The organism is Clostridium sp. AF27-5AA (genome assembly GCF_003478415.1).
In the GTDB taxonomy this organism is placed as follows: domain Bacteria; phylum Bacillota; class Clostridia; order Lachnospirales; family Lachnospiraceae; genus Otoolea; species Otoolea fessa.
The window spans coordinates 70,550-95,477 of the sequence record NZ_QUFH01000010.1; the positions used below are offsets into that span (position 1 = coordinate 70,550).

At 45.4% G+C, this 24,928-nt stretch carries 28 protein-coding genes and 2 pseudogenes; 1 reads left to right on the forward strand and 29 read right to left on the reverse strand.

Features of this window, described 5'->3' with window-relative positions:
* Positions 1-23 precede the first annotated feature (23 nt).
* The 18 genes and pseudogenes from DWY89_RS10695 to mobP3 all read right to left on the reverse strand — a co-directional run bounded on the left by DWY89_RS10695 (position 24) and on the right by mobP3 (position 14,757).
* Positions 24-872, reverse strand: a pseudogene (locus DWY89_RS10695) (YwqG family protein).
* Positions 873-895: 23 nt separating this feature from the next.
* Positions 896-1,450, reverse strand: a complete 555-nt coding sequence (locus DWY89_RS10700) for an SUKH-3 domain-containing protein (protein ID WP_117471926.1) — start codon at positions 1,448-1,450, stop codon at positions 896-898.
* 22 nt (positions 1,451-1,472) lie between these two features.
* Positions 1,473-2,072 (reverse strand): hypothetical protein, encoded by a 600-nt coding sequence (locus DWY89_RS14825; RefSeq protein WP_117471928.1) that lies wholly within the window; start codon positions 2,070-2,072, stop codon positions 1,473-1,475.
* The gene (locus DWY89_RS10710) at positions 2,062-2,565 is read right to left on the reverse strand and encodes a DUF2004 domain-containing protein (RefSeq protein ID WP_117471930.1); all 504 of its coding nucleotides are present in this window, start codon (positions 2,563-2,565) and stop codon (positions 2,062-2,064) included. Before DWY89_RS10710 ends, DWY89_RS14825 begins: the two co-directional genes overlap by 11 nt.
* A gap of 84 nt (positions 2,566-2,649) precedes the next feature.
* Positions 2,650-3,729 (reverse strand): ankyrin repeat domain-containing protein, encoded by a 1,080-nt coding sequence (locus DWY89_RS10715; RefSeq protein WP_117471932.1) that lies wholly within the window; start codon positions 3,727-3,729, stop codon positions 2,650-2,652.
* Between the two features lie 31 nt (positions 3,730-3,760).
* A complete protein-coding gene (locus DWY89_RS10720) occupies positions 3,761-4,903 on the reverse strand; it encodes a hypothetical protein (protein WP_117566502.1) in 1,143 nt (380 codons plus the stop codon).
* Between the two features lie 10 nt (positions 4,904-4,913).
* Positions 4,914-5,501 (reverse strand): hypothetical protein, encoded by a 588-nt coding sequence (locus DWY89_RS10725; RefSeq protein ID WP_117471936.1) that lies wholly within the window; start codon positions 5,499-5,501, stop codon positions 4,914-4,916.
* A 40-nt stretch (positions 5,502-5,541) separates the two neighbouring features.
* Complete coding sequence (locus DWY89_RS10730) at positions 5,542-5,742, reverse strand: hypothetical protein (protein WP_117471938.1); 201 nt, start codon at positions 5,740-5,742, stop codon at positions 5,542-5,544.
* 13 nt (positions 5,743-5,755) lie between these two features.
* Complete coding sequence (locus tag DWY89_RS10735) at positions 5,756-5,989, reverse strand: immunity 17 family protein (RefSeq protein ID WP_117471940.1); 234 nt, start codon at positions 5,987-5,989, stop codon at positions 5,756-5,758.
* The gene (locus DWY89_RS10740) at positions 5,986-6,495 is read right to left on the reverse strand and encodes a hypothetical protein (RefSeq protein ID WP_117471942.1); all 510 of its coding nucleotides are present in this window, start codon (positions 6,493-6,495) and stop codon (positions 5,986-5,988) included. Before DWY89_RS10740 ends, DWY89_RS10735 begins: the two co-directional genes overlap by 4 nt.
* 21 nt (positions 6,496-6,516) lie before the next feature.
* A complete protein-coding gene (locus tag DWY89_RS10745; protein ID WP_117471944.1) occupies positions 6,517-6,795 on the reverse strand; it encodes a hypothetical protein in 279 nt (92 codons plus the stop codon).
* A 31-nt stretch (positions 6,796-6,826) separates the two neighbouring features.
* Entirely contained in the window at positions 6,827-7,669 is an 843-nt protein-coding gene (locus DWY89_RS10750; protein WP_117471946.1) for a DUF2262 domain-containing protein, read from the reverse strand.
* Between the two features lie 13 nt (positions 7,670-7,682).
* Entirely contained in the window at positions 7,683-8,798 is a 1,116-nt protein-coding gene (locus tag DWY89_RS10755) for a hypothetical protein (protein ID WP_117566503.1), read from the reverse strand.
* A 15-nt stretch (positions 8,799-8,813) separates the two neighbouring features.
* Positions 8,814-8,984 (reverse strand): hypothetical protein, encoded by a 171-nt coding sequence (locus DWY89_RS14395; protein ID WP_181968292.1) that lies wholly within the window; start codon positions 8,982-8,984, stop codon positions 8,814-8,816.
* Positions 8,985-9,252: 268 nt separating this feature from the next.
* Entirely contained in the window at positions 9,253-9,516 is a 264-nt protein-coding gene (locus DWY89_RS10760) for a helix-turn-helix domain-containing protein (protein ID WP_002593789.1), read from the reverse strand.
* 15 nt (positions 9,517-9,531) lie between these two features.
* Positions 9,532-11,310: a VirD4-like conjugal transfer protein, CD1115 family gene (locus tag DWY89_RS10765; RefSeq protein ID WP_117471952.1), complete on the reverse strand. Its 1,779-nt coding sequence runs from the start codon at positions 11,308-11,310 to the stop codon at positions 9,532-9,534.
* Positions 11,311-11,359: 49 nt separating this feature from the next.
* A pseudogene (locus DWY89_RS10770) lies at positions 11,360-11,866 on the reverse strand (DUF3991 domain-containing protein); the annotation flags it as partial.
* A 14-nt stretch (positions 11,867-11,880) separates the two neighbouring features.
* A complete protein-coding gene (gene mobP3 / locus DWY89_RS10775) occupies positions 11,881-14,757 on the reverse strand; it encodes a MobP3 family relaxase (RefSeq protein WP_117471955.1) in 2,877 nt (958 codons plus the stop codon).
* Between the two features lie 356 nt (positions 14,758-15,113).
* Here mobP3 and DWY89_RS10785 point away from each other — a divergent pair.
* Positions 15,114-16,258, forward strand: a protein-coding gene (locus DWY89_RS10785; protein WP_118524674.1) for an IS3 family transposase whose coding sequence is annotated in 2 segments (ribosomal slippage) — positions 15,114-15,351 and positions 15,351-16,258 — 1,146 coding nt in all. Because the reading frame shifts where the segments join, the coding sequence is not laid out codon by codon here.
* Positions 16,259-16,277: 19 nt separating this feature from the next.
* On the opposite strand, the gene DWY89_RS10790 is transcribed toward DWY89_RS10785, so the two are convergent.
* From DWY89_RS10790 to DWY89_RS10845, 11 genes are all read right to left on the reverse strand, one after another.
* Positions 16,278-16,748 carry an alpha/beta hydrolase gene (locus DWY89_RS10790; protein WP_347474721.1) on the reverse strand — a complete coding sequence of 157 codons (471 nt, stop codon included), beginning with the start codon at positions 16,746-16,748 and terminating at the stop codon, positions 16,278-16,280.
* 24 nt (positions 16,749-16,772) lie between these two features.
* Positions 16,773-17,093, reverse strand: a complete 321-nt coding sequence (locus DWY89_RS10795) for a TfoX/Sxy family protein (protein ID WP_117471959.1) — start codon at positions 17,091-17,093, stop codon at positions 16,773-16,775.
* 43 nt (positions 17,094-17,136) lie between these two features.
* Positions 17,137-17,553: a YjdF family protein gene (locus DWY89_RS10800; RefSeq protein WP_117471961.1), complete on the reverse strand. Its 417-nt coding sequence runs from the start codon at positions 17,551-17,553 to the stop codon at positions 17,137-17,139.
* A gap of 195 nt (positions 17,554-17,748) precedes the next feature.
* Complete coding sequence (locus tag DWY89_RS10805; RefSeq protein WP_117471963.1) at positions 17,749-18,168, reverse strand: nuclear transport factor 2 family protein; 420 nt, start codon at positions 18,166-18,168, stop codon at positions 17,749-17,751.
* Between the two features lie 155 nt (positions 18,169-18,323).
* The gene (locus DWY89_RS10810; RefSeq protein WP_117471965.1) at positions 18,324-18,737 is read right to left on the reverse strand and encodes a hypothetical protein; all 414 of its coding nucleotides are present in this window, start codon (positions 18,735-18,737) and stop codon (positions 18,324-18,326) included.
* A gap of 407 nt (positions 18,738-19,144) precedes the next feature.
* On the reverse strand, positions 19,145-19,546 hold the full coding sequence (locus DWY89_RS14665) for a hypothetical protein (RefSeq protein ID WP_243022815.1): 402 nt from the start codon (positions 19,544-19,546) through the stop codon (positions 19,145-19,147).
* A gap of 700 nt (positions 19,547-20,246) precedes the next feature.
* On the reverse strand, positions 20,247-20,471 hold the full coding sequence (locus DWY89_RS10820) for a DUF2188 domain-containing protein (RefSeq protein ID WP_038292385.1): 225 nt from the start codon (positions 20,469-20,471) through the stop codon (positions 20,247-20,249).
* 346 nt (positions 20,472-20,817) lie between these two features.
* Positions 20,818-22,113: an ATP-binding protein gene (locus tag DWY89_RS10825; RefSeq protein WP_118524675.1), complete on the reverse strand. Its 1,296-nt coding sequence runs from the start codon at positions 22,111-22,113 to the stop codon at positions 20,818-20,820.
* Positions 22,114-22,732: 619 nt separating this feature from the next.
* Positions 22,733-23,563 carry a hypothetical protein gene (locus DWY89_RS10835; RefSeq protein WP_118524676.1) on the reverse strand — a complete coding sequence of 277 codons (831 nt, stop codon included), beginning with the start codon at positions 23,561-23,563 and terminating at the stop codon, positions 22,733-22,735.
* On the reverse strand, positions 23,506-24,381 hold the full coding sequence (locus DWY89_RS10840) for a restriction endonuclease subunit M (protein WP_118524677.1): 876 nt from the start codon (positions 24,379-24,381) through the stop codon (positions 23,506-23,508). Before DWY89_RS10840 ends, DWY89_RS10835 begins: the two co-directional genes overlap by 58 nt.
* A gap of 7 nt (positions 24,382-24,388) precedes the next feature.
* Entirely contained in the window at positions 24,389-24,619 is a 231-nt protein-coding gene (locus DWY89_RS10845; RefSeq protein WP_118524678.1) for a helix-turn-helix transcriptional regulator, read from the reverse strand.
* Between the last annotated feature and the right edge of the window lie 309 nt (positions 24,620-24,928).

Consider the following 24,928-nt stretch of genomic DNA (forward strand, 5'->3'; position numbering starts at 1 on the left):
TAGTAAAGTCCTGTTTCATGTTTTTAGTAGCACTGGAGGACCAGCCATATCCGATCAAAGCGGCGGGCTGCCAGGTCCTCTTTGGTGATGTAGAAATAGATGTGCCCGCAGTTTCCGAACATCAGCTCGAAGTCGCCATACTCCACGATATCCAGCTGGAACAGCAGCATCCAGCGGTCACGGGCCGTTTCTTCCGCCCGCTGACGAACCTCCTTTGGAATCTTAACCCAGCCATTGCCCAGATAGTATCCTTGGTTAACCAAATCACATTCGGCAAACATGCTGTTCTAGATCACATAGGGCCAGCCCAGCAGCTGGGAGCGGTCATCCGGGTCCTCTGGGTCCTCGCCGGTCAGTTCCTCCCATGCATCGTTGAAAGCCTCGTCATCCTTCTCATCCGGGAACACCTCATGGAAGTCCTGCCAGGAAGGATAGGAGTATTTTGCGTCCATCTTGATCTTGACCATAGGAAATTTGAAATCTTCCTCCATATCAACAGGAAAGTTTGCAGCGGACAGTGCCGAAAGATCCTCAAACCAATAGACGCGGGCGCAGCCCTTGTCCTTGGGGTCATAGCCCCAGCACTGGGTATCCGTTTCATAGAAGAAGGAGAGCAGGCCGTGATCGGGCAGAAGATGCTCTTTGTCAAACTGGGCCAGCTCCTCACAGTTGAACTGTGCCAGGAAAGTGAGGGGACGATCCTTCACCACATGGTCATAGCTCTCGCCCTCATAAGTAGGCCAAACGAAGTCCGGGGGCACATCCGGCTTCCCACCGAAGCGGGTGGCGCCCAGCTTATATTTTTCTTTCTTAGCAATTTTCAACACAATGCTGTTTTTGCCCAACGACTCCAGTTTTTCTTTCATGTTCATAACATTTTCTCCTTATTGTTTCGTCATACCTTTCCATCCAGTGCCTCAACTGTTTTCATGGCAGCGGAATCAAAGTTGCACTGCCGCAGTTCCCGTTCGATCAGGGCAAACACATCAGGAAAGCACTCAATCTCGTCCTGATACTCATATTTCGCATACAGTTTCCCGTACTCCGAGATCCAAACCTCTGCCGGGTAGTAGTAGCCGATGTGACCGATGGGCTGGCACTTCTGACCGGCAGCCTGTTCGATTTCCGCCAGCTCACAGCCGGACATATCCCGGAAATAGGCTTCTTCCAAATGGTTTTTGATCTCGTTGACCAGGTAAGGGAACAAAGCAAACTCAAAGTCAGCCGCCCATTTCAGCTTTTTCTGCGCCAAGTACCACTCGCAGCACAGGCCGAAATACTTGCGGTAAAATCGTTGGGTGGTCTTCATCATCGGGACGCCATGATCGGCGTAATACTTCTCCGCAATGGAAATATCCACACTGCGGCCTTCGTACCATCCGGCGTACTCCATCAGCTGCTTAACCTTGCTGCCCAGATCGCCAGAGATAGGGATGCGTTCTTTCGTCATGGTAGTATCCTCCTGTCTTTCGTCACCACAGCCGGTCGATCTGGGTATATATCTTATTCGGTTCTCTGTCCATAAAACTGGTCAATGAGTCGGTGGGTTCTGCAAGCGGCATCACATTCAAAATGTCCAGCACATAATACCAGATCCCGGTGTCCCAGTCTCGGAACCGCCCATTGCAGACAGCCCGACCATAATCACCAGGAATCAAATCCAGTGCCAGCTCATTGAGAGGCTGTTTTTGCCCGGTCTTATCATAGGTATATCGCTCCGGCATCGCACCAATATGCCAATCATAGCGGTAACGCACCTGGATTCCGGACTCCAGCTGAATCAGTTCAAAAGGGTGAAGCCGCATTGTGCTATTAGGCTTCCATTCCATTAGCCTGCGACAGTCCTTATCGATCTGAAATCCATCGGGCCTCTGTAAGATAGATACAAAGTGTGTAGGCAGGCCAAAGGAATAGTAAGAGAAGAAGTCTTTAGGCAGCCGCATCGCTCTGGGATACTGGTTTCGTTGTGCGGCGGCGTTTCCGCCCCGACAGTCTTTATACCATTGCAGGCGGATCTGCTGGATCAGAAGTGTGGGCAGATATTTTTCTCTTTTTCGTTCCTCAGCTCTCATGTGTGATACAGAAAATCTCCTTCTTCAAATCAAAGTAGACCACCATCAGTTCGTCGGTGATTTCCGGATTGAAGGACAGATCCAGAATGAAAACTTGCTGGTTCATCTCGCTATCCACCAGGCTGCCAAACCGTTTGAGCCGCAAAAAGTCCACCATCTCAGTAAAGGACAGCTTGGCCAGGTCGGTTCCTGGAAAAAGATCCGCCGCAATATCAGGGCCTACCTCGTCCCGGTGGAACTCCATGAAAAATGTCACAACGCTATGGTAGCAGCTGTCCTCGTCCGCCAGCGCCCCTTTGATAGCGGCTTTGGCCTTTTCCGCCAGTTTCTCCGCCTCATCCAGCATTTCTCCCACCGCATCCATAGCGGCAGGATCAGCAGTCAGTTCTTCCTCTACATCGAAAAGAAAGGGAAGTCCCGATTCCTCGGGAAAGGTGAAGATCTCCTCGCCGGGCGTATATGGTAAATCAATGCGTTTACAATTCAGTTTCATCATGGTATCCTCCTTACCCCTCAATGCAGGCAGCTTTGAGATGGGTGATGTAAGTTCTGTTTTCTTCTGTCATCGGTTTGCTCCTTATTCCTCAAACTCACCCTCGATCATCCCGTTCAGATACCGGCCTGGGTCTGCGATGAAGTCGTCCCATTTGGCCAGAGGGTGGAATTCCTCATGCTCGATGTCCAGATACCACAGCTTTTTGTCCCTGGGGCTCCACAGCAGCAGGTAGTCGCTGTAATTATCCATGGCCGCCATGAGGGAGAGCAGCTTTTTTCGTTTCCAGGTCATCTCCTGCACATCCATGTAGGCGTACAGCTCCGCCCATTTCACCCATTCCTGCTCCTGGAACTCCAGCCGCAGGGGGCCGGTTTTTAGATATTCCACCAGCTTGGCGGGCAGCTTATAGGGCATGAGCTGCCGGACCTTTTCCTGTTCGTTGTGCCATTCCTCCGGTTCCAAGGCTTTTAAGTAGTCGGCCAGCTCCTGATTTTTGTTCTGCACCGCCACGGTGTAAGGCCGGTCGCCGTATTTGTCAGCAATGGTGATGTCGGCTCCTTGCTCAATGAGCCAACGCACCATGGGGAGATTTTTGTGTCGGACAGCTTCAGTGACAGCGGTGGAGGCGTTCGGAAACACCATGTCCGGCTTGTGGTAATTGATGTCTGCCCCTTTTTCCAGAAGCAGTCGGGCAAGTTTGGTATTGCCTTCGGACACAGCGGCCCGGAATGCCTCGCCGCCAAACTTGTCCACTGTGATCCCGGCTTGCTCCAGCACCTGGATATTCTCCGGGCGCTTGCCCCAGCGCACTTCCTGGAAGGCCCGCTCTTTCTGCTTCGGGCTGAGTTTTGCGGCCTGTCCAGCAAAGAGCGCCACCACCTCTGACCCACAACAGCGGACAGCGGTGAGCAGCAAGGGCTGTTCCTCTGCCAGACCGGAATCAGCTCCATGCTCCAGTAGGAAGTGAATCATGGGCACATCATTCCGAAAAACCGCGATTTCCAATGGCATTAGCTTGATGTATTCGCTGAGTTGGATGGGAACATCTAAATCCAGACCGTCTTGGAGCAGCGCCTCCAGCTTGGGAGTGTCATGATCACAGATGGCGGCAGCCGTTTCCGGGAGAGTCTCCCAGCGGCCAATATATGCAATTTGGTACATAAGACACCTGCTTTCGTTGTTGTTTCAATTATTATTCATCTCCGAACCGCTCAGCAGCGTCTTTGTAAACAGTAATACTTTCTTCCACTCTCACTTTTTCGCTGCGAATACGGAAGTAGTCCCGTAGAATGCGCTTCAGTTCCGGGTTTTCCACCTTGCGGGGCAGCAGACTGATGAACATTTCGTCGTAGCTTCCATACAGAACACCGCCCCGGTTGTAAGTCTGCCATGTCACCGTAGGTTTGCGTCCTTCTGGGTCTTTAGCCAGATCAAAGAACCACCGCTCATCCAGATCCACATAGCGTTCAATCATAAACCTTGTGTCATAGGTTCCATAGCTATAATAACCCCAAAAAATCAGAGCGATCATTCCATCCGGGCCCAGGCGTTCATAGGTCCAGCCTTCCGGATAACAGCGGTAATGGAGCATTCCCAGCGCATGGAACAAATAGCCTTTTTGCGGCGTATCCAGAAGGGGCGAATAGGTCTCATACACCTGCTCCTTGGGCTGGGTGATGATTGCCTTCATAAAGACCGGCATCAGCCAGCTGCCGCCGTAGCGTTCATTCAGCTCATCAGCCAATGCTTGCAGTCGCTCATCCGGGTTGCGGATCAGGGCGGCGGTCAGCACTACAGCGGGAATTTTCTCTTTTTCCTTGGGTGTGGCATCCCAAATGCGAAGCCCGTCCGTAATCCACCAGGAGGTACAATCATCACGAGAATAAACAGGCGTGCGTTTCAGCTGGGCGATCCGCTGGGTGTTTTCCGCCAGGAAGCGGTAGACCTCCAGCATTTTAGGCGAGGCTTTCCCCAACATCAAATGGAAACAGAAGTTCAGTTGTTCTATATCCAGTGGCTTTGTGTCCCCCTCGTCCAGCAGCTGGGAGAGAGTCTTCAGAATAACCGGGGCGATCTGCTCCGATACACAGTCGGAGCAGGCATCTGACATGATATTGCTGCCCATCCATTTGCCCTTGACCAGTTTGGCCCACAGTGGGGCAGCAGGGGCATACTCCAGCTGCGCCAAGGCCTTCTGAGCAGCCGTTTTGCACTTGCCCTTTTCTGTATTCACAAGCTGGAACAGCAGTTCGCCGTTTGCTTCATCCTTGCCCAGCTCCAAAATGGCCTGTTCTCGCTTTACGCCCTTGGGAGGCAGTTGTTCCAAAGTCATCATTCGTTTTCTCCTATCCCACAATGGTGGTTTCCTTGACGGCCAGATTGTCGTAATCCATGGCAATCAGCTTCTCAGCGGCCTGTGGGGTACACATAAACCAGGTGCTCACGCCCCAGGCGTCCATCCTTGTGACGGTGAAAAAGTCGGTTTCTGCGGGAGTCGGATTTCTGGCGTCAATGTAGTGGTCGGCGTAGAGATAGACCAAATCCGCCTCCCGCTCCGGCAGCCACTTGGCCCGGCGCGCACGGGGTTTGCCGTTTTTCAGTGTCTTTTCTCTGGGGTTCTCGAACCATTCCAGCTCCTTGAGTTTCAGGCCAGTGAAGGCATCCATCAGCCGCTGGGCGATCTCCCAGTGGGTAAACACGCCGCAGTTCCAGGAGCCCATCAGCCATGTCTGTATAGAATCCCCCACCTTGCTGCCGGGGGCAGGAGGTCCATAGACGCTCTCATTCGCCCACATGACTTCCATCTTTTCGCACTGATCCGGTCGGGGGCAGGGCTGTTTGTTGCCGTAGCGGTACATGATATTTACATAGCCATAGTCTTCGCCGGTTCGGTCATGGCCGACGGCTTCTATTTTATAAGCAGTGATCGACATTGTAGTTCCACCTCCTGAGCCAGTACAAAGTCATTGGGGGTTAATCTGCTTCAAGTTGTTCTTGCACCTCTTTGGGCAGGTCATTCCACAAAATATCGTATGTAAAATCCCGAATCTCCGGGTAACACTCCCGTGCGGTCTTTTCCGCAATATCTCTATTCAGGTAGTGCATCTCTTGGTGGAAAAACCAGTTGAGTTTTTCCATCAGCCGATAGAGTCGGATCTGTTCTTCTTGGGTCATGGGATTGCTCCTCCTATTTCAATTTCAGCACAAATCCCCAGATACTCACCACAATCAGGAGGACACCCAGCAGAAAGAAAACCACACGCCGGTATCCTCTGCTGTGTCGATGAGCATCCCGCGTACCAGTGGGGTCGCAGAGCCAGTTCCAGTTGCGGATCGCCCCAATTAAAATCACGGCCCCGATGAGCACCCAGGCAATGTACCAATGCTCTTGCAAAAATGCTGTGATCTGTCCACTGTTCATTTACAGATACCCCCCTTTACATCATCGGGAGTTTCCTTTCGGATGATTTCCTCCCGCTCTTTTAAATCCAGCTCCAGAGCTTTTTCCTCCTCCAGATATTCCTCGCAGTCCCGAACCAGCTTTTGGGCGGCTGGGTCATCCGGGGCCAGGGCCAGCCAGCATTTTGCGTATTCATAGGCGGTGGCTGCGGAGCGGTATGCCATCAGGCAGGAATAGCCCATCCGGGAGTTCCAGTAAGGGTCGTTCTCTCCCTGGGTGCGGACGGACTCCAGCAGATCAATGGCGTGTCGGATGAGATCCTCGTCCACTTCACCGTCGGTCCCATGCACTCCATGATCTCCCAGAACCGCCAGATTGCTGTAAGCCCGACTCAGCTTGACGGTCAGCAAATAGCCCCGCTCCTGTTCCGGGATAGCTTCGATGGCCTGGATGCACTGGGAATACTCGTCCTTGCTATTCCACTGTTCGAGTTGCTCCAGCAGCTTTATTTCTTCTGTCCGATTCATCGTTTCACCGCCTTTTCTGTGTTATCCCTTGCCTTTTTTGAAGTGTCCACTGCCTCGCCAGGTGTTGACCACACAGGTGAAGATCTGGCCACAGTGCTTGCACCTAATCATGTGAGCCATAATTTCGTCTGCCCATCCATCCTCAGTCTTTACCTTCTCCAGCGAGCAGGTGGAGTCCTCTGCTATCAGTTCAAATTCGCCTTGTCCCACCAACTGCTGAATATAAGCAATACAGGCCAGGTAGTCCTTGGGGGCATCAAATTTTCTCCATATTTGAATGTTTCGGCAGTGCTCGCACATAATGGGCACCTCCTTCCATAAACGGTTGTAGTCAGCCCTGTATATCAGCGTCAACAGGGCCTTTTTTCAGTGTCCCATCCACAGTGACCACATGGCCCCAGAACATATCGTCGTCCTCATACCAGACGGTAAAACGCCCACCAGGAGATACTGTAAACTCGGTGAGCAGGATGCGCCGGGCGAACTCATCCTCGGTGATGGGGTCTTTCTCCGGGTTTCGGTCAGTCTGGTCATTGTCGGCCAGCCATTCGTTGGCCTGAGCAGTGAGTTTCTGGGCAGCCATAGTTCGCAGAGATTTATCCCAGACTTCCTGATCTGCCAGCAGTTTTTTCATCACATTGGTGACGCGGGTCCAGGACGCTTTCTTTTCAATCTCCACATCCAACGAGATCTGGACTTCTTTTCCCATCCACTTACAGGTCCCATCGAATGTGCTCATCTCACGATCCAGCGTGAGGGTTCCCAGCACTTCATCTTTCAGAAGAATGGGTTTTGTATATTCCGCCCAGATTTCCTCCAGTGCCGGACAGGACACACCTTCCTCCAACACTTCCGTGACATACCACTGGGGTTCACTGAGGGCATCACCTTTCCAGCCGCGGGCTTTGATCCGGTATATCTGGCCCTTGGCGAACCGCTTGGAATAGTCACCGGCATCCCGTTCCTTGTCCGTCAGCGGCCAGCTCAGGTAGCATCGACTGGAGATCACCTGTCCAGTCTGGACATCTGCCATTGCGAGGACATGGGTATGCGCCGCCCAGAAGGTATCCAGAAAAGTTTTATCCGCGCTGATACCGTCCTGAATCAGTACCAGCTTTTCCTCATCTTCCGGGGCGTACAGAGCAATAAAGTCCTTAACCGTTCTCTTTTTCATGGCGTTCTCCCTTTCAGGTCTGCTGGTGCTGCATGGACACGATATGGCAGTCCGGGCAGAACTCCACATAGAGCGTGCCCTCCGCACAGTCAAACACCGTATCCCACTGGATTTGGGCCAGATACTTCATGGGCTTGCCGCAGTGAGGACAGGTCGTATATTCCGCGTCCTGCACCCAGTTGGCAAAGCCGCCGATGGTGTTCACATCCTGACAGGCCGCGCCGTAAAACAAGGGTACCGGCGTCTTGCCCAGCACAAAGGGATTTTCAGTGAGGGCCTTGTAGTCCTCGGGCCGAACATAGCACTTCGTCTTCTCCGCACCATCAAAGAGTTCGGAGGGAAAGACCTCCACGCCGCCGTCCAGAGTAAAGCGGTTGAAGGCGGGGCCTTTCAAAAATCCCACACAGTTGGGGCAGCAGGTGGCGGTCAGGATGCCGTCCAGCCCCAGGAATTTCAGCCGCTCATCCCGGCCATCCAGCACCAAAATATCCACCATGTGTCCGCCGCAGTGGGGACAGGTGTCCTCCCGTGCTCGGCCAATGCGGATGGGAGATTTCTCGCCAGTGGTTCCCTTGACCATAGGATAGCAGGTGTCGAAGTTGAGTTGGATTCTCTGGCCCTCCTTGTCGAAGGTCCAGCCTCCGATCTGCGCATAGCTGGATGAGTCTACATAGAGACCCTTGCGCCAGGGCCGGGGATTTCGCTCCAGCTCCAGCAGAGTCTCCATTGCCTTGTCATCTCCTTGCATAGCAAGGCAACTCATCAGGTCGGCGGCATTCCGAGAGTATTCTGCTTTTAGCAGGGCAGCAACTAAAGCGTCCCGCACATCCTCTGGCGCGTGGTAGTAGAGCTCACAGGGCCAAAACACCTCTGCGGCCAGTGCCACCTGCTGAATCTCCGGGGTGATGGCATCATGGTAGCCAAGCAGCTGCCAAAAGTCGGTGAACTCCGGGTCCTCCATATCAGCCAGCTTCTGGATGTTCTGGATCAGGTTTTTCTGTTTCTGCGTGATTTGTTCCGGCGTCCAGGCAAGAGCAGCTTGCCGTTCTTGCTCGCACTTACATTTCCAACACAATCCCTCATAACCCAAGGGGGTTCCACAGCTGGGGCAGGTATATTTCAGACTCATGTTCTCATACTCCTTTCAGGCAATAAAAAAGCCCCACGCCGCACTGTCATAAAGACAGGCTGACGCAGGACATGAAGAAGCCGCGTTGAAGGAGCCGCATCCACCAGCAGATGTAGTTTCTTCAACAACCAAAATATTTTTTTCGTATCTTAAAGCAGCAAATTGCTGTCCAATATATTGTTTCATCGCAGCACCCTTTTTGTTCACATAGCATTGTTTTTTATTATACCACATATTGTTTTATTCGGGAATATTTTTCTTACCCTAAGTTGTTTTATATTCACCAAAAATTGATACGCATTAACCTCACACCCACCTTCCTTTTTTATAGATAACTGTCTAATTTTTTCTCTGATTATTATATTTCTTCAAGTGATACCTTCTCTTCATATGTCATATTGCCATATCCCATATGCCACCAAGAAAACAAACTGATCCCTTGGTGGCGTATCTTCTAGCTGCTGTCTATCAGCGTATATAAAAGACTGCTTTTTCCTCCGTTTTCACGCCACCTCTGTTCCTTTTTTATAAGCCCAGCCTTTACCAGATCCTGAATCGCCCGCTCTACAGTTCTCCGTGATAGGTTTAATTCCTTTGCGATAGTACCAATCGCAGGATAGCATTGTCCGTCTGTATTACTCCGGTCTTTCAAATACATATACACAGCTTTAGCCCGATGGGGCAGATCTGAAGAATAAATTTTAGAAAAATAAGCCATCTGTTCTCCTCTCTGCTAATCGGTTCTAAGAGGTGGTCTTCGAGTAGCTGCCTTATGCTGTTTTTCCTTCGCTGTCTCTCCATGAGCCTTTCCTCCTAAAAAAGAAGCCTCCTCCAACTTTCCGCTTTCAACAGATCCCCTCCATAAATCTTCCTCATCAAAATCAGACCGCCTTACTATTTCCTCCTCCAATTCCAATCGGTCAGCATATACAACTTCTCTTGCTGCCTGTTCCGGGACTTCATAAACCTCCTCAAACCGGATACCCCATTTTAAAAACAAAGGAAGTCTTGTTTTCATAGGGCATACCCCCGTCTTAGCAAGAATGAAATTCCCTTTTGGCAATGTCTTTAACTCCTCCGGCGCCATTAATGGTCTGCTCATCATCTGCAGGCTCTGGCTGGGGTCATTTTTTCCTTTGGATATAGAACCAGACAACACCGTTCTGTTTCCCAATGCTTTGGATAAGATTTCTGCGCTCTCTGAGTTTGGTGCAAAACCTCCAAACAAAATATCCTGGCAGTTATCGATGATAATACTGGAACCTTCTTTTCCATAATTCTTTTCCAACTGCGCAAAGCTCTGAATGATAGGAACCATGCTGATCCGTCTGGAACGGCCTGCAGAAAACATCATCTCCATGGATTCAATTTTCGGTATGGTTCCGATTTCATCCGCAAACATCATGACTCTGTTGGGCAGCTTTCCTCCATGTTCATCTGCAATCGTCAACATTTCCCGGTAAAGCTGCTGTAAAAACAGGGATACCATAAAATACTTCGTGTTATCTTCTTCCGGCAGCACAATAAAAATTGCTGACTTTTCCCTACAGAATGTTTCCGTGTCCAAGGTACTCTCAAAGCACAGGATCTGTTCCATTTCAGAATCCAGAAACGCATTCAATCTGGACATGGTTGTGGATAGCACAGAGGCCATTGCCTGATCCGCAGAATTTAAAGCTGCTCCTGCAAACCACTTCGCCTTGTGAGTAGGTGGTAGCTTATCCATAAGTAACTGGAACAGGCTCCGGTTCTTCACGGGGGATGGCGCCAGAAGATCCTGAATCAGCTTGAACACAGAAATGATATGGCGTTTCTCTGGCGGGCAATACTCTGCAATCAACAGAATCACAGAAGTCAGCAAACCTTCTGCTGCATCATAGAAAAAAGCATTTTGTCCATAACTGCTGGCAGAAGCCCCTTCAGAGCAGATGATTGTTTTAGCTGTAATTTTTGCATACTTCTCTGCTCTTGCCTTTGCTGCCAGATTTTCAGGATTCTTTAAATACTCATCCATGTATTTATTAACCAGCGTCAGGATATTGTTGCCATCAGAACGGGTGGGATTTCGTAAATCCAGAATGGAAATCCGATAGCCATAATATTCCTTGGCTATACCTGCATAATTACGAAACAGATCGCCCTTCGTGTCTGTGGTGAGAAAACTCATTCCAGAAGCACAGGCATATTCGATATTGGGGTATAAGAAGTTTGCGGTCTTACCCACTCCTGCTGCCCCGATCATGAGACAGTGAATATCTCCACTGTCTACCAGTGCTGTGATGGAATTTCCTTTCTTTTTGTATCCAACTACCAGCCCCTGCTCTTTTGGTAGACGCTTTCCTGCTCTCCATTGCTCCGGTTCATATGGTACATGAGCATACGTTTCCCGTATTTCCTTTTCCGTTGCAAACCGTGCAGTTCCATACTGCCCGTCTCCTACCGTTCTCGATTTAATTCCGTTTAAGGTATAATGATTTGATATCATTACCAGACTGCCGATTACAGCGAACATCCCCAAACCTATACAAATAAATATAATGACTCCCTGTATCCTACTCCCCTCCCCTTTTATGTGCATGGCGTGGAATTCCATCTGAATCAAAACCCACAAACACAACATTATGATATTTGACATCTTCATAAATCATGTGTTTTCCTGCAAATACAGATACTACTTTAGGATCCACACACCTTGTCTTTATCAGATACGCAAAAGCACGGTGCATGGTCTGGTTCGCTTCTGGAAGTACGAATGGCTTTTTCGGTTCTGGTTGCTGATTCACGCTTTCCTGGTATGCAACTCCCTGTTCTCCGCTAAGCAGCATTGTAACTGCGTCCGGAAAGCTCTGGTTATAAAACATCCGCACAAAGTCAATGGCACAGCCTCCCTTTTCTGTCGCGTGATCATACCATCGATTTCCCCTCACTGTAATACTGTGATCACTGGCCAGGCGCTTTTCTCTTCCAGAACGAAGCAGCTTTTCCCCCTGCCTGGAAAGAAAATCTTCCAGATCCACCGCATTGGCCCTCTGTTTCTGTTCTTCCGTAAAATAAACAAATTCTCCCATGCCATCCTCCTTCGTCAATAAATACCTTGTGCCGGCTCCTGATCATCCCTATGATGTCCTTGAGCCTGCTTTTTCTCTGACAGTTTCCTGCGTCGTTTCCGGTCAATCTGATACCGCTTCATTTCCATTGGTCTCTGTACTTCTTCGCAAAACAGCTTTTCCAGATGATGAAGCAGTCTGGTTGCTGCCAGAAACAAGGACGGATCCTGATATGCATCCAGATGTTCCAGTAAAAAACTGGCATACAGATTTCCTTGTTCTGCCGATGCTGTCAGATATTCCACTGCCTTTTCCCGATCACGGGAAACATCTCTGCCACAGAGATATAACTTTCCCAACGCATACTGAGCATACTGGTTTCCTTTTTCCGCACATAGTCCCAGGTAATGTACTGCTGTTTCCACATTTTTCGTTACATGTTCTCCTGAAAGATATAACTTCCCTAACTGATAAAAGGCCCATTCATTTTTCTGCTCCGCTGCCTGTTGAAGCCATTTCATTGCCACTTCCACTTGGGGAGAAAACTCTTCCCCCTTGAGATATAGCATTCCAAGCCGATACTGCGCATACGGATTTCCTTTTTCCGCTGACAGACTGAGCCACTTCACAGCCGCTTCCACATCCTTCGGTATTTCCTCCCCCAAAAGCAACAAACATCCCATCCGATATGCAGCATATTCATTTCCAAGTTCTGCTGCAGAGCGGAACCATTTCATGGCCTGATCCATATCTTTATTAAAATACACACCATCCTGGTATAATTTCCCCAACACATACTGGGCAGCTGAGTGCTCTGCATTTGCTGCTTTTGTAAGCCATTCCACTGCCTGGCCGCTGTCTCCACTTCCCGTTTCCAGCCAGAGTTTTCCGAGTGCATACTGAGCATTGGTATTTCCAAGCTTGGCAGACTTTTCCCAATATTCAGCTGCTCTCTTATCATCCGCTTCGGTTCCCGTTCCTGTGTGGAGCATCTGACCAATTCGGTACTGCAGTTTATCATCATGACTTTTTTCTTCCAATATCACGAAACCGGAATACGCATCCTGAAATCCTCTCTCTGCTAGTTTGGGATCCGGCTCTGTACCAAGACCATCCCGATACATCTTTGCCAGTTCCAGACTGGCATAAGGATTTCCCTGTTCTGCCGAACTCCTGTATAAAGAGAATGCCCGCATATCATTTTGCTCCACCCCCCGTCCCCGTCGGTAAAGCCCAGCCAGAGAATACTGGGCATACTTATGGTCCATTGCAGCCGCCTGAGAAAACCAGTGTGCCGCCTTTTCATAATTTTGTTCTGCTCCCAAACCAGAAGCATACATTTTCCCAATACGATATTGCAGATATGGTTTCTCCTTTTTCTTTACGGATTCTTCTCTTACAAGAAATGCTTCCAATGCTTTCTCATACCATTTCTGTGCCAGCCCCACATCCGCATCCCGTCCCAAGCCATCCGCAAACATCCGGCCAAGGTCGTGCATGGCAAACCCATTCCCCTGCTCTGCTTCCTGAAGGAACTTCTGATATGCCTTTTCAAAATCCTGTAATGTAGAATCGCTGCCATACAAATAATTCCTAGCCTGTATATATCCATCTGTCCACCAGTTGGAACTGGATTTTTCTTTTCTGCCATTAGGAAAAAGCTCTTGCTTGAGTTCCTCCTCCGCATAGTCCGAATCTAGTTCCCCTGTCAGCTCTGCTACCGGATCTGGTTCTTGTATAAAAAAATCGTCCTTTGGTTCTGAGTATCCATCTTCATTCTCTTCAAACAAAAAATGATGACTGCCAAGCCTCAATGCTTCTGCAATCACCATATTTTTGATACTTTTTAATTTAGGCTGTTTTGATAAAGGCGGTAATTCTTCCGTCTGTTTTCGGTAGGTCTTCACAATCTCATCCTGCCATAGCCCCCATTCCCGGTACAGGGCAGACACCCGGTCATCTTTCTCCAACTCATCTACGATATGATCAACCAGATCCTTCACATCTCTCTTCAGGTAGCCATAAACCTTTTTCCCGCCTGTATTCTGCAGCCGTTTAGAAAGCTGCATCATACTGGTTTCAATTTCCGAACTCTTAAGCGTCCCCGCCCGTATTTCATCTATCCATGTTTTCATTACAACTTCCGACCGTTCCTTTAAATCCATACGAGACTGTGCCTGCTCCTCATAAATATTTGCAAAATCTTGACGGAAAATATCATGTGCCAGCTCAGAACGCATGGCCTCAATCGACTGCTTTGTCAGATACCCTTCTCCATCTTTTACTGAGTACACCAATAGATGAACATGAGGATGATGGCTTTCATTATGAAATGCAGCGTACCATTTCAGATTGGCGCTGTCAATTTTCATATGCTTACACAGCATTGCCCGTTTGGAACGCAGCAATGCCATCCACTGAACAGCACTGTCGTACCCTAACCGGGCTGCGTCCTCGCGCCGAAGGGAAATCACATGTGTCCACACAATTCCCTTGTGATCTGCCACCTGATTCTGCACCTGTCCAAGAACCACCGGTTCTCCCTCATCTGTAAACAGGCCATGCTCCCCAATCTTTTCTACACGGGGACGATGCGCCAGATAATCCACATAATTTTTTCGCGTCGCTGCTATATCAAGATTTTGTTCCAATGCACAGGAAATAAATTCCGAGGCATTTTCGATTGTTGGTTTTCTTTGATAATCTTCATACTCCAGCATTTCTTTTGTCGCCGGAAAATCCTGCAGGAGCTGATGCACTAACTTCTTTTGACTCACCGTTGCTGGGAGGTGCTTTTTACTTGTATCAATTTTCTCTACCCCTTTCCGCGTTCCAATGTAATGGACATAATTTTCTTTCTGAGATGGTTTTGCATCTTTTAAATATCGGGAAGTAAAAATAAGTTTTGCCATGTTACTCCTTTTTAGAAAGCAAAAAGGAACCTATGGCTTATCACACACCATGGCTCCTTTTACTTTTTATCACATCTTCTTCCGTTACATAGTTTCAACATTTGAACATATCATGTACATTGCTTGATCCAGTCAGAAAGAAAGTCCATCTGCTCTTTCGTATGAAACCAGTGCTCCCCGTTTTCCATAACTGTAAGTGTTGCTCCGATTCTATCTGCAAACTCAGCTATTGTTTCATACGATGTCAGGTTATCCTTTTCTCCATACAGAATGTGCGTTTGAAGTGCTATACTAACGTTGTAACAGTAGTGGCTAATAAGATATAATAAATCCAATAGAGAAAAGAGGTAATTATCATGCCACAAAGTTACACACCCGAATTTAAGAAAAAAATAGTACGTCTTCATGAAGAGGAAGGTCGTACCTACAAAAGCATCACCGCTGAGTATGGGGTATCGAAAGCCAGCATTTCTAAGTGGTGTAGCGAGTTTAGTAAAGAATGCCAGTCAAGCCCGGAAGCCAAAGAAGATTATGACAACATGAAGGAGATGCTCAGACTCAAAAGAGAAAACGAAGAACTTCGTAAGGAGAATCTTTTCTTAAAAAAAGCGGCGGCATTCTTTGCAAAGGAAATCGATTAGAGGCTTATCGATTCATCGAACAATATCATAATGAATTTGGCATTCGCTGGCTGCTTGGACGGCTGGGTATATGCCCAAATGCTTATTACAACTACCGGAAACACCGGAAGGCGGATTATTATACCCTTAAAGCCGAAGTCCAAGCACAGATTCAGGAAATATATCATTCGCACAATGGAGTTGACGGCTATCGGAGTATGAAAGTCTATCTGAAGCGTAAAGGTTATTCTTACAGTAATACCACCGTTCATAAATATATGAACACAGAGCTTGGTCTCCGTTCGGTTGTCCGTCCAAAAAAACCAGGATATGAGCATGGAACCCCGCATAAAGTATTCGATAATAAGCTGAAGCAAAATTTCACAGCAGATGAAATCAATCGAAAATGGTGCACGGATTTCACTTATCTGTTCCTTGCAAATCATGAAGTACGCTATAACTGCACTATTATAGATTTGCATGACCGGAGTGTGATTGCCAGCATAACAGATCGTAACATTACCAGTGATCTTGCGATCCGGACGCTCCGAAAAGCGCTGGAATCGCAGCCAACAATCAAAGATGGTCTTATCTTACATTCTGACCAGGGCTCACAGTATACGTCCAAAGCATTTACCGAATTCTGCGAATCGGTAAATGTGACACAGAGCATGAGCAAAGCAGGATATCCGTACGACAATGCACCGATGGAGCGTTACTTCAATACCTTGAAGAATGAATGCACAAATTTGTATGAGTTTACAACAGAGGAAACACTCTATCAAAAGGTAGAAGAATTTGCATACGTTGATTATAATCATGTTCGTCCACACAGTTATAATGGTTATCGAACCCCATATGAAGCAAGGACGGCAGCATAAATTGATAAGCACTATTTTTTTAGCCACAAGTGTTACAAAAAAGCTTGACCACAACAGTTGGAACAGTCCAGGTAACAGGATGCTCCCTCACATAACAAAGATAAGCCCAGGAAAGTGTTTCTCCAAAGGATGTCGGGATTTCTTTCTGTTTCTGCAAGTCATCTTCGGTCACATTCGCCCACTGCATCATATTCCGAATCAATCTTTCCATGTCTACAACCGGAGAAATAAAGTATGCCTTCTCTATTTTGCTGTCTGCCAAAGCACTCATAGCAAAGAAAGCACCAATGCTGTTCGCAATCACTGTTACCGTTTCATATGTTCCGCATAGGTTGTCAAACAATCCGGGAAACTCTTTTTTCGCTTCCCAAGGTGACTGTGAGGAATAGTCAAAACCAATTACATCATATTCTTCAAAGAGCGCTTTATAATACTCTGCCTCTTTCGGATTTCCACCTTTACCATGTATATACAAAATTGCCTTGTCCATTTATTTGTTTTCCCTTCACAATACCTATTTTTTCTTTTTGGATTTGGGCAGCGGCAGTTCATCATACATCGCGTGGAACAGTCCTGTCAAAAATTCTTTCTGATCAACCTCCTCTACCAGCAGCATCTCTTTTGCTCCCTCATAAGGTACTTCATATACCGAATCTGTCATATAGGCAATTGCTGACTTTGTAGGTTTTACAAGCAGTCTGTCATCATAAATACCTCCTATAATCTTGCCACGATAATAAATAATAAATTCTCCCATCATAGCACGGTATGTAATTTCATCCAACTCGGACAGCTGCTCTAAAATAAATTGTAAATAATTTTTGCTTGATGCCATCGTTTACCTCAAACCAAATTTTGTGTAAGAATACATTACATTCTTAATGTCCTCGATGTTTCTCTTTTTTCTTTTTTTGTTTTAAATCAAACATTTTTTTCTCTTCTGCCAATTTGTCTTCCCGGCTTTTAGACTTACGCTGCTGTTTCCTTTGTTCCTGCTGCAGCTTTAGTGCTTGCTGAGATTTTGTTCCAACGCCCCTATCCAACATTTGTTTATGAATTTCACGCTGGAGCTTCTTTGGGTTTTTTGTTAGTTCCTTTTCAGTAACCTCCACAGATGGACTAAATCGCAAACGATCATATTCCTTTAGCACAAACTCCCAAATCTCATAGTCCTTTGGTTCAGTTCCAAATGTTACTTTGGAAACGGAAAGTTTCCCATTTTCAACTCTCTCAAAAATACCTACCCAAAATGGTTCCTCAAAAAACACTGTCAGCTTGCCTGTCCTTATACTCATGGCAATCCCTCCTTAATGATTGAAATGAGCAAAGAATGGACAACCCGGAGGGGCAGGTTACTTACCCTGATATGCAGGACGGCCGGGCTACCTACCGGCTCTGGTATGCATCACTGCATACGTTGCGTTTTTATCTTTACTTTTATAATCAAGCCTCCTCGGCCAGATTAACACATATAATTTTTCTGTTTCTAATTAAAACCAACTCGCCTTTTCATCTCTAAATTTAGGCGTATCACTATCCTCATAAGGATTATAACTGTTTAAGTTACATCCAAACTCCTTTAATGATTTTATTTTATTATCTGCTGTCCATACAATCAAGGACATTCCGTCAAATTCCTCTATATTCCCATTATTCATTTCATTTTTAAAATACCACTCTACAACCGTCTGGTTATCTTTATGAAAGAACTGCTTGATCTTCCACTCCATCACCTTGCCACGTGTATTCCATTCATTAAACCAATGTTTTACAACTTGACGGTTATTATATTTTGGACTCCAGCTTTCAGTATAAATCACGTCTTCCGCAAAAATGTCATCCATACCAAGATCCTGTTGTGTAAGCCACATTTTGAACCATAGTTGAATGATTTGTTCTCTCTCATTCAAAATTCTACACCTCGATTCGTTTCTTATATATTATAATCGATGAGCTGTTGCATCGTAAAGGACAAATCTATATTTTATCTCTTCTGAAAATTCATCACACAACCAGAGGGAAGTACATATAAATTTTCTTTCCATCTTTTCTTTTCCAACAATATCTACACATCCCGCTTTTGATAATGATACGCATCTTCAAACTTCACAGTTCCATTGATCCGCCTCACTTCATCAACACATTTTGCGTGCAGCCTGTTTAAAGATTCTTCATCCACATCATGAGTGTAGGCAATTACCTGTGAGAGCTTGGACAATTCCACTGCTATCTTAAAGTCCATTCTGGCCAGACGGTTCTCACTATCCTGAATGGTTCCCGTAAGCACAGAAGCCAACGACTGCAAAAAATAATTTTCTGCTTTTCCTGCAAGAAGATACCCTATATAGAATTTAAGCGCTTCTGCTACAAATTCATTCCGGGAACGCACATTGGCTGTCTCTAACAGACCATCTGCCTGGTTTAAGATTTCCTTTTCGACATAAATTCCCGCACGTACTTTCGTATGTTCGCTTCCCATCGTTTCCTCCTAACCCTGGTATTCACAAAATCTCTCTCATTTCCTCCAAAATTCTGCCACTTTCAAAAATCCAGCACCATTCTTACGACCGCCTTCCCCAAAAGTATTCAAACCAGATTTTCCGAACGGCTTTGCCGGTCGGTGTTTTCCAGGGGTGGGCTGCCAAAAGCAGCATACCCCCTTTAACCTGCACACGTTTCGACCCAGCCAACCACTCAAGAATCCCGTATTCCCCCGTGTTCTTGCTGTTTCCATAACCTTCTCTCACATTTGCCCAACACCGCTTAAAATCCTCGTATGGGTACCACGATGCCACCTAGCTGTCCAAAGCCCGACACAGGGGCACACAGGGGGCTACACGGGGATGTCATGGATGACTGGGGATTCCGTTTCCTTTTTTCTGGTTATCATACGATTTCTGATTCTTCCAGCTGGGACTCCTCCCGTCTCGCAGTCCGATCAGCTCTCCGGGTACGTTCTCTGGCGGATATTTCTCTTGCCACCTTGTCATCAATATATTCACGGGTAGCCTGTGGGACATATTTTTCATACAGTTTCTGTTGGATTGGAATTGCAACCGTATAGGTTTCTCCCTCTTCATCCTCTCTCTCCTCATACTCTACAAAACAATCTGCGAATGCCCGGTAGTCCCCCTCATCCATCCGAGGGTGCTCCTTACCAAAAAACAGGGCATAAAAAATCGCTTTTACCTGGTAGGGATCTACTTCTTCGGCTTCTGCCATACCATTGATTTCATTTAACACCCCATCCAGTTTTTCAAAACTGTCCTGCATATTTTCGATGTACATCCGATACTCTGCTGGCACCTTTGAGGACAAATACCCCCCATGAAAGGACTTCTGGACAGCAGAAATGTTATGGTCTGCAGTCCCAGAAAGCGTGCACAGGATCATGGTGACAATTAAAATAACAGGGGTTACTAATGCTGCAATAACAGAAAAAAACACAGTCCGCCCATTCCGGTCAGAGAGGGTAAGCGCTACCAGTTTTGCTGTCACAGCGGCAGCTGAGACGGCCATAAAATCACTCCTTCCACACTTTTTATCGAGATATTCATCTGACGCATCAGGATTTATTTCATTCCATCATAGCCCCCCATATGAAACAGGCTCTGCTGATAGAAGCATATGCTGCATTTCCTGCTCCACTCCAGCATAAGGTGTATCACTCATAAATCGAATCATTGTATTCTTCCTCCTTTACAGTTTCCGTTTTGAAACACAAAAAAGGCAATCACGCTTTACTAAATAAAACATGATTGCCTTTTAAGTTGCTGATATAAAAAGTATTTTCCTTTTAACTGGCAATTTTCAAATAATCTTCTCCTCTCATCAATGCTTCTTTTCCCAATTTATCACAAAAAGCAGGACTAGTCTTCCCAGTTTTACGGGCTGTAAACAAAAACTGGCGTTGGAGATAATCCCCAACACCAGCCTTATTTACAGCCTATGACATACCTTTAATAGACATTCTTCAAATTGTATATAATTATCCTCTTGGAGGGAATGGGTCCTTCCCATGAGAATCTTTTTCACGAATTGTTCCATTCAGACGATGAATAATCAATTCGGAACCCTGATTCTGAGCAATGCTTCGGGCACGCTCAATCGCTTCTCTCTGAGTCTCGGTACGCACAGTTGCACGAGAATTCCCTTCTCCTTTTACCTGCCAACCACCATCTGGATGTGGCACCACATGTTGATTTTTATTCATTATCATACCCCCTTATCTTAACTGTGTTACGCATCCACAATATGGACATTTTGAAGGATTAGTAACTGGAATAAGACGTCTTCCACAGCGAGGGCATCGATAGTATTTGTATTTAATCTTCATAAAAATCATCCTTTCATCTGAAAAATTATAAATTTTATTCTATATCAACATATTTTCAGAGAAAAGTCTGCGTTTTTTACCTTTCTGGACACAGATTTCATATTGCAATCATCATTCAGGCGTGGTACAATAAAAACGGTCAAATTAATACTGTATTGGCGATAGTTGCTTCTGTCGTCCTGCAGAGCACCGGGTAGTAACTCGGTGTTTTTCTTTTTCTTCCTTATATGTAGCTTTCAAAAAACATATCCGGGTTACATCCAAATGCCCCTTCTAAAAGCCGATTTACCAAATTAACCTTGGCCCGCGAAGTTTTGCACTCATTAAGCCTATGTAATGTACTTTTTCCATAATTATCTTTACTCGTAACCCATACCTGATCTCGCCGGAAATTTCCCGAAACTAAAAGCGGCTGATGGGATGTACATATAAGCTGTGCATGATGTGGGTTTGTTTCTTCGTTTATAAATAATTTGATTATCTCTTTAGCCAACAAAAGGTGTAATCCATTTTCTATCTCATCAATAAAAAGTATCCCACCTGATTCCAAAACATCAAATAAATATGGTAATGCAGTAAACAGTTTTACTGTTCCTAAAGATTCCTCTGCAAAAAATGAAATTGGTGTACTACTAGTTTCTTCTCCATTTTCATATACAGCATGTGCTGTATCCACACCAACAGTTGTTTTAGTAGCTATAATCTCTCTATTTTCAAAATCATCAATTTCAATCTTTTGTCGAGCAAGTTCTTCTTCCTCAAATGATACTTTAATATCTCGTATCGTCGGATCAGCTTTCTGAATAATATCTAAATATTTTTCCAGACGTTCGTCCGAAAATGACTCTTTTGATTTTGTTGGCTTAAGTCTCGCTGCTGTCATGCTAACAATTTGTATCCCTTGAATCGCATCAACTATTTTTGATGCTAATTTATTATTTAACAATGCTGCAATTGGAAGACAAAGAGCTTCCTCTTTAACTGCCTGCTTCTTATTTTCAAAATCTTTTAATTCCGAGCGAAGAATGATATCTTTAAACGATGAGGATGTTCTTTCAATTAGCTTTTCTGTCCTCCTATACTTTTTAGTTAAAAGCTCAGATTCTATTTTCTTGCCCAAAATATTAAACTCATAGTGATATGTAGTTTTATCAATGACAATTTCTATCTCAAATTTTGTAGGTTTATTTCGATATTTATTGTCAAACACAAATGGAGTAACTGAAGCATCCATCCCCTTAAACTGAGGCAAAGAAAGTAATTGAGAATTATTCATTGCCATTAATGGGGACCAGTCTAATAATCGTTTAACCTCACGAAGAATCTTACAAAAAAAAGTTTTTCCTGAACCATTCGCTCCATAGAGAATCGAAACTTTATTGAATCTACTATCCGCTATCTCAAATGTATTTTCAAGATATTCCTTTTTACTCGAATCTATCTCTGTTGTGAACATAATCCGATCTGCAAAAGAAGCATAATTTTCAACAGCCAAGGATTTCAAGACTATATTATTCATCTTTTTACCCCCTTTACAGGAAGATTGTACCAATTCCTGCGCGATTTGTCAATAGTTATTCTCCATTTTTCTTCAATGATGTCAATTTTAGTTGTATAACTAATTTTTTCAACACATTCATCGATATATATGCTTTTATTTTCTGATTTCAAACCTAAAACGGACATACGAATATAAATTCCAGAGATTCGCCTGTATGGGATAATCCTTTTGGTACTCGAATTTCGATCTATACTTTATATTCTGTCTGACACACCACCAATGAATATCTTTCATTTTCATCGAAACACCGGTGCTAATACGCTCACCCAATATGTTGATCTTATAGTCATCTATCCCTGTTTCAGCAAATAAATAAAACCATACATTAAAATATTTAATTCTATACACCTTATAATCGTCATTATACTTCATACACACTCCTGTCTATACTGTTATCCTATTTTCGTTTTTTCCACTATATCCACATAATATATATCGTAAATTAAGGGGTAAATATTTCCACCAGAATCAGCACTAACTCAATGACCCCCACACCATCCTCGTCCATCAGAAACGATTTTACTTCTCTTACCAGATACGCTTTATCCATATACTTTTTCTCCTTTCTCCCCATTTTTCAGATCCCAAACGCCAGAAACGCCGGGACTGAAACCATCACCATAATAATCATCAACATCAAAAACAATGGAAGCATCAGCTTTGTAGATGCCTCTTCCCCCCGGCGTCTTGCCAGTGCTTTCTCTTCTTCAAACGCCGACTCCATCTCTGTCTCCAGCGCCTTTCGAAGTCCTTCTGCCCCATTTCTGACATTCTGCTCCAAAAGCCCGGAAAGCTTCCGGTACGGTCTCAGGCGGCAGCCCGCACCAAATTCCGCATATGCCTGTAGTTCCGGGACACCGCGCTGCATCCGGTGATATGCCGCTGCCATTTCCCGGTATGCCGCCCGCTCCGTCTGTGTTCCCGCCCGGCATGCCGCCTCGTATTCCAGCACAATCCGCTCCCATGCCCGGCGGACCGGAAGCCCCGCCCCGGAAAATACAGTCAGCTTTGACACAATCTCCGGATAATCTTCCATCAGCTCCCGCTTTTTCTTCTTTTTCGCCTCACTCTCCTTCTGTTTTTCATAAAGAGGAAGCAGAATTGCCGCCGCAATCCCCAGCACCGGAAACAGCAGATATTCCCTGTCTCCGCGCACCCGGTAAGATAAATTCTTCCCCTCATACATCTTTGGCAGAACCAGCTGCCCTTCCGTTCTCTGTGCCTCATCCATCTGCTTTAACAGCCGCTTAAAACCTGCCTCTTTTTCCTGCTGCTTCGTCCGAAGCGGCGGATATAGCTTGACCGGAAACCGGTACTCCCGGCTGAATACCCCCGCCTGCAGGGATGCGGTCAGTTCTGTCTGAATCCCCTTCTCCGGGCATGAAATGTTTCTTTGATTTCGTGGCACGAATAAGGCACCACACCTTTAAGTCCATCCATCTGCCAAATATTCCAAGCAATAATATTGGCTATTTCTTTCAACAGTGAAAGAGGTGTTTTCTCTCCAAATCTTTCTTCATAATAGTCCATATAATCATAAAGCAGATTTTCACGGGCAATCAGTACGCTGTCCCCCTGAAATTCATAGCCGTAAACGCTCTTTAATGCTCTGATTGACCATTTAATCCAAGTGTCTTTATCATTGCAGTTTTCATTTATAACACGCATTTTTCTGTCAAACAGTCCTATACGTTCATTAATGGGAATCAATTTGCCTGTGGTTGTATCATATCTGCTTATAAGATACGGAGCTTCTCCGCAAGTAATTTCCAAACGTTTGGCGTCTACATATTTTTTCCATGTTTTCTTCCCATCAAATTGAATCTTATCTTTTGCAGTTATCCAGTATGTTCCGTCTGGTGTATTAAAAACATCTGGTTTGCCGAACCACGCTTCATCAACCTGATTATTTTGCTCATTACAAATCCACGACGGAGTAAAAACTTCAGCTCTCTTTCTGATTCTTCGCTCCTGAACCTCTTTAGACTTTGCAGCTCGTGGCTGTATCACATTAAAATAAACACCCGTAATCAGCTCTACTTTCATTTCAGCCCGCTCGTTAAATTCATAGCCGTAAGCTTCATAATCCTTTGTGCACCACAGTATATTCTTCTTTGTGGTCTTATCTTTGAGAAGAAGCCGCAAGATTTCCGGGCTGATATCAGCAATATCGTCTTCTAATATATCTATTTTCTTTTCAAGCTCTGTTCTTTTAACTTCTTCCATATATCAATCACTTGCCTTCAATTTTATCTTCGTTCTCATTGGGTAAAATTTCTAAGATATCGTCTAGGGTGCAATTAAGATGATTACATATTTTTACGAGGACTTCCACTTGGACAGACTTGTTTTTTCCAAGATTAGCCATTGCATTAGAAGATATACCAATTTCAGTTCGCAATTTCGTTTTGTTTATATTTTTATCAATCATTAGTTTCCATAATTTATTGTATGAGACAGCCATAATTACCTCCTCATCTACAGAAATATTTACAATGTCAAAACCTAAAATAAATAATACCATATTAAGTTGAGAATTTCAACGAAAATTGTTAAAACTCAATATTATACTTATGTTTTGATTGAAGTTTTAATTGGGGGATATCATTTTCTATCAAGGAAATGGTATCCGTTTTTTATTCCCTTAATTATATAGGGTGTGTATTTTGACACCCTATGTCCAAATAAGTGAAAGGAGTTTTTACAATGCTGCGATTATCAAAGATGATAAATAACACTTACAAAGAATTTCAAGCTCGTACAAGCGAAAAAA